Source organism: bacterium (assembly GCA_020440705.1).
GTDB lineage: Bacteria > Krumholzibacteriota > Krumholzibacteriia > LZORAL124-64-63 > LZORAL124-64-63 > JAGRNP01.
This window is the reverse complement of sequence record JAGRNP010000186.1, coordinates 1-5,132: the sequence shown is the minus strand read 5'-3', so window position 1 is coordinate 5,132 and position 5,132 is coordinate 1. Positions and strand designations below refer to the sequence as shown.

The 5,132-nt window shown below is 68.5% G+C and carries 5 protein-coding genes; all 5 read right to left on the bottom strand.

Going from position 1 to position 5,132, the window contains the following annotated elements; all coding sequences use genetic code 11:
* Nucleotides 1-740: glycosyltransferase (locus KDM41_17155; GenBank protein ID MCB1185150.1), on the bottom strand; the 740-nt coding region annotated here is incomplete at its 3' end.
* On the bottom strand, nt 730-1,896 hold the full coding sequence (locus KDM41_17150) for a glycosyltransferase (GenBank protein ID MCB1185149.1): 1,167 nt from the start codon (nt 1,894-1,896) through the stop codon (nt 730-732). The genes KDM41_17150 and KDM41_17155, both read right to left, overlap by 11 nt.
* Nucleotides 1,897-1,900: 4 nt before the next feature.
* The gene (locus KDM41_17145; protein ID MCB1185148.1) at nt 1,901-3,451 is read right to left on the bottom strand and encodes an AAA family ATPase; all 1,551 of its coding nucleotides are present in this window, start codon (nt 3,449-3,451) and stop codon (nt 1,901-1,903) included.
* A complete protein-coding gene (locus KDM41_17140; protein MCB1185147.1) occupies nt 3,441-4,916 on the bottom strand; it encodes an O-antigen ligase family protein in 1,476 nt (491 codons plus the stop codon). Before KDM41_17140 ends, KDM41_17145 begins: the two co-directional genes overlap by 11 nt.
* 1 nt (nt 4,917) lies before the next feature.
* Nucleotides 4,918-5,132: hypothetical protein (locus KDM41_17135; protein MCB1185146.1), on the bottom strand; the 215-nt coding region annotated here is incomplete at its 5' end.

The window sequence follows — 5,132 nt, the reverse complement described above, 5'->3', positions numbered from 1 at the left end:
AGATCCGCCAAGTCCGGGCCGTCCCCAATTTGCAGCCACCGCAACCCCGGCACTAGTCGACGGGCGAGGACGAATGCAGCGAGGAGATCGGGGTAGGCTTTGGCATGAATCACCCGGCCGACTGAACCGATCACTTTCTCGTCCGACGCCAATCCTAGTTCGGTCCTCAGTTCAGCGCGAAGTTGCTCCGCGCCTTTGAGGTTTGGGATAGGCACTCCATTGGGAATCAGGGTAATTCTGGCTGGATCTATCCCGTCACGCTCGATGCGGATATTCCGAATATCGTCCGAAACCGCGATGTGGTGATGCGTGCGCCGACTGAGGAACCGGTCGATCCGCGACTGCCACCAGGTCTTCCAGGGCTCCTTGCCGTGTTCGGTCGTGATCAGCACCGGGACCCCTGCCCGGAGGGCGGCCAGGCGCGACCAGAACGAGGCGAAGTACATGTGCGAGTGGACGATCCGGACGTCTTCGCGGCGCATCCAGTCCGCGAAACGCGCCACGTCGAGCGGCAGGCGTCGCATCCGGACCGGGAAGAGAACGACCGGCACGCCCATCGCCTCCGCCTCGGCAGCCATGTCCCCCCGCGCCGTCAGGCAGACGATCGTGTGCCGATACCGTGCCCGGTCGACGGCTCCGAGGAAGTTCAGCAGCATCTTCTCCGCGCCCCCGGTGTTCAGGGCGCCGATGACGTGCACGACGTGGGCGGGTTCGCCGGATAGGGGAAGACTACCGGTCACGGACGAGGACCTCCTCCAGCTTGTCGACGACCTGCCGGAAATCATGGTGGGCGAGGATGCGCTCCCGGGCGGCCCGCCCCAGGCGCACGCGCAGATCCGGGGAACCGGCCAGGCGCACGAGGTTCTCCCCGAAGGTCCGGGCGTCGCGGGGCGGAGCGAGCAGGCCCTCCACCCCGTCGGCCACGAGTTCGCGCGTCCCGTCGATGTCGTAGGCGCAGACCGGCAGGCCCGCGGCCATGGCCTCCATCAGGGCCAGGGGCAATCCCTCGTAGAGCGACGGCAGGCAGAACACGTCCGCCGCCCGCTGGAGTCCGGCGACGTCGCGGTCGATGCCGGGCAGCGCGACCCGGTCCGCGAGTCCGGCGGCCGCGACGGCCGCCTCCAGGTCGCTCCGCAGTTCCCCCTCCCCCGCGATCACGCAGCGCCACGGCGGCAGCATGTCGGCTACGCCCGCGAGGGCCTCGATCAGCGACGCGAAATCCTTCTGGCGGGTCAGCCGCCCGACTCCGGCGAGAACGAACTCATCGGGACCGAGACCGCGCTCGCGTCGCGCGGCGGCGCGCCGGTCGGGCGTGGTGGGCTCCGGCACCGGCACACCGTTGTCGACCACCGTGATCCGGTCCGCGAGGGCAGGCCCGACGCCCAGCTCCGCGACCATGCCGCTCCGGACCGCGGCCGAGACGGCGATCATCGTGCCGCACCGGCCGAGCATCATCCGGTACGCCGCCTTGCGCAGGCGGGTCCGCAGGGGCCCGGAATCATCCCCGTAGTCGAACTCGCGCGTGTTGTGCACCGTCGGATGGACCCGGCCGGCATGGCCCAGGGCCGCCGCCAGACCGAGGAAATTCGCTTTGGGCAGATGGGTCTGCACGACCTCGACCCGCTCCCGGCGGAGCAAGGCATTCAGCCGGCGGGACGTGCCCAGGAAATCGAGCAGCCGCGCCGGCGCCGCACCGGTCGGGCGCGGTCGCTGCAGATCGTGGAATCGGACATCGCCCGCGACGCGGTCCCGGAAGGGCCCGTCGCCGTCGAGGACGATGAGGTGGGTCTCATGGCCGCGCATGGCCAGGGCGTTCGCGATGTCGACGGCGAGCTTCTCGGCGCCGCCGGCCGCGAGCGACTCGACGAACTGGGCGATGCGGCGGCCGGAGGACATGGGCTCAGGTCCCGACCGGCCCGAGCCGCACGATCTGGTAGTAGGAGATCCGGCCGGCATCCTTCAGTTCGTTGGCCCGCTGACGGGCGGCCTCCCGGTCGGCGTACGGGCCGATGTAGACGCGGAACCAGGTCGTTCCCCGCACGTCCTCGGTGCGCGTCAGCGCCGGCAGCTCGCGGGATTCGATCCGGCGCACCTGGGTTTCGGCCCGTTCGAGGGTACGGAACGAACTGATGTGGATGAAGAAGCCCTCGGGGGACGGCGGCGTCACGGCCGCCACCGGTTGGGCGCCGGCAGATGCGGGCACCCCGGCTGACGGACCGGACGCGGTCGCGGAAGTCTCCGCCGCCGGCACCGCGGTCACGGACGTGGCCACCTCGCCCTGGTCGGCGGTGCGGGCGTCTTCGGTCGCCGCCGGAGCCACGGCAGACGGCGACGCATCGGTCCGGACGGCGGTCGCCGCCGGTTCGGCCGACGGACGGGAAACCAGCTCGCGGACGCCGTCGAGCCAACCCAGGTACCACGCAGCCGCGGCCGCGACCACCAACACCACCGCCACGAGCCAGCCCAGCCCGCGACGACCACCCTCCCGGTGCCGGTCCGAGCGCACGGCCATGACCGGCGGCGCTTCGCGGCGCGGCCGTTCGGCCGGCCGCGATTCCGGTACGGGAGCGGGTTCCGGCGCCGGCTTCGCGCGGGGAACCGGGGCCGGCGCCGGACGCGGCGCGGGCGGCAGGTCGCTGCGGTGCTCCGGCACGGCCAGTCCGTCTTCCTTCATCTCGATGTCTTCCGGCCGGACCCGTTTGCGCCCGGCGACGAAGGCCGACAGCAGACCCTCGCCGGCCAGCGTGTTGACGACGCGCGGCACGCCGCCGCTGATGGCGAAGATCCGGTCGATGGCCTTCGCTTCGAAGACCGATTCCTCGCAGCCGGCCACGCTCATGCGGTGGTCGATGTACTCGCCGACCTCCGCGCGCGAAAGGGGCTCGAAGCGATAGTGGACGCGGATGCGCTGCCTGAGCTGGGCCAGGTCCTCGCGCCGGAGCATCTCCTCCAGTTCCGGCTGCCCCAGCAGGATGATCTGCACCGGCTGGCTTTCGCCCTGGCCGAGATTGGTCAGCAGGCGAATCTCCTCCAGCACGTCGCGGGCGAGGTTCTGGGCTTCGTCCACCACGACGAGGACCTTGCGTCCGTCGCGGCTGTTCGCCAGCAGCACTTCCTTGAACCGGATCAGCAGGTCGGACTTGTCGAGACCCGGCTCGACCCGGACGCCGAGGTCCTCGAGGATGAGCTTGAGGAGCTCGACGGTGGTGACCTGGGTGTTGGTGATGAGGGCGAACGCGAACCGCTCCCCCAGATGGGTCAGGAAACTCTGGAGCGCCATGGTCTTGCCCGTACCGATGGCGCCCGTGACGACCACGATGGCTTCGCTGTTGTCCAGGCCGTAGACGAGGTGCGCCATGCTCTCCTCGAAGGCCGCCGAACGGTAGAGGAAGTCGAGCTTCGGCGAAAGGCCGAAGGGCATCACGTTCAGGTCGAAGTGCTCAAGATACATGCGTGTTCTCCGGTGCTTGGTACCCCTCCTGGATGCCCGCGCTCATATAGAACAACGTCCCCACGAACGAGAAGAAGCGGTAGTCGATCGCCAGACCCCCGACCAGGTAGCCGACGAAGACGCCGGCGAAGATCGGCAAAACGTAGGTCGCGAAGGGGTCGCCGCGGTTCCGCCAGCGGTACTTGCGGCGGAAGGTCCGGAAGATGATCACGTAGATGCCGACCTGCATCGACATGCCCAGCAGCCCGTCCTCCGCCAACGGCCCCAGGTAGATGTCATGGATGTTGTTGTGCCGGAACTGGATGAAGCGGATCGTGCCGAGACCGGGAAACGAGATCGGCTCGATGTAGGCTTCCCGGGCCACGCGGTACTGGAAGAAGCCGACGCCGAGGATCGGGTTGTCCCGCCACACCTTCAATGCGGTGATGGCCGTGGCGACGCGGGACCCCAGCGTGTTCTCGTTCTCGACCCGCTCCTTCAGGAACTGGTCCTGTCCGGCGCCGAGGAACCCGATGGCGAGGATGGGGGCGACCACGAGGGCGGGCACCAGGACCTTGAGGTAGTGCCGGCGATTCAGCACCGCGGCGACACCCAGGGCCGCGACGCCCGCCAGCCACGACCCCCGCGTGTAGGTGAAATACAGCCCGGCGATCCCGAGCCCGAAACTGGCCAGGATCAGGGCCCGCCCCAGGGAGTTGCGCACCGTCGCCACGAAATAGAGGTGCAGGGGCAGGAGTATGCCGATGATGGTTCCGAAGAGCGGGGCCTGCAGGAACGGGCCCACCGACCGGCCCCGGAACTGGGTGGCCTCGGTGATGATCAGCTTGGGATAGATCAGGGCGTGCAGTTCGAGCTTCTCGGCCACCGCCGTCACCTCGTAGTACACCAGGAGCGCGAGCAGCACCCACAGCAGCTTCCGCACCCGCGCCCCGTCCGTCACGATGTTCTTGGCGAAGAAGTACGCCGCGTACGGCATCAGGATGCTGCGGGTCCACGGATTCGCGAACTCCATGTCGTCGATGAAGACCCGGATCAGGATGTAGAGGCCGTGCGAAAAGACCAGGATGTCCAGGAGATAGGGCGGGCGCAGCTTCTGCCGCGTCGCGAAGACCCAGACGAAGAACACGAGGCCGAGCCAGACCAGCATCATGCGGTCGAGGAAGAGGTCGGGCAGGAGCGGCGTCTGGATCGAGAACAGGTAGCGGAACCCCCCGGTCGAGAGCACCCAGACGACGAACGGGAAGAACAGCGACCGGAACGACACCACCGCGTAGGCCAGGGCCAGGAATACGCCCGAGACGGCCAGCATGAACATCTCGAGCCCCATGCGGCGCCAGACGAACCAGCTCGCGGCCAGGCAGAAGAGGAAGACGAGTACGTGCAGGGCTACGGACGCGCCCCGCGCCGCGAACCGCGGATCGCGCAAGAGCGAGGCGGGAAGGAACTGCCCCTTGCCACCGTCCACATCAATCGCCCTTGGTCACGCTGGCGAAGACGGGCAGCTGCAGGTGCTCCTCCACGTCCCGCGGGGCATAGACGCGGTGGTCCATGTTGTCCATGAGCAGGGCCACCCCCACGCCGAGGGCGAGGGCGAAGATGCAGATCATGGCGAAGTAGACGATCGTCTTGCCGCCCGAGAGCACCATGATCAACTCGGGATTGGTCAGGTTGCTCACGTTCG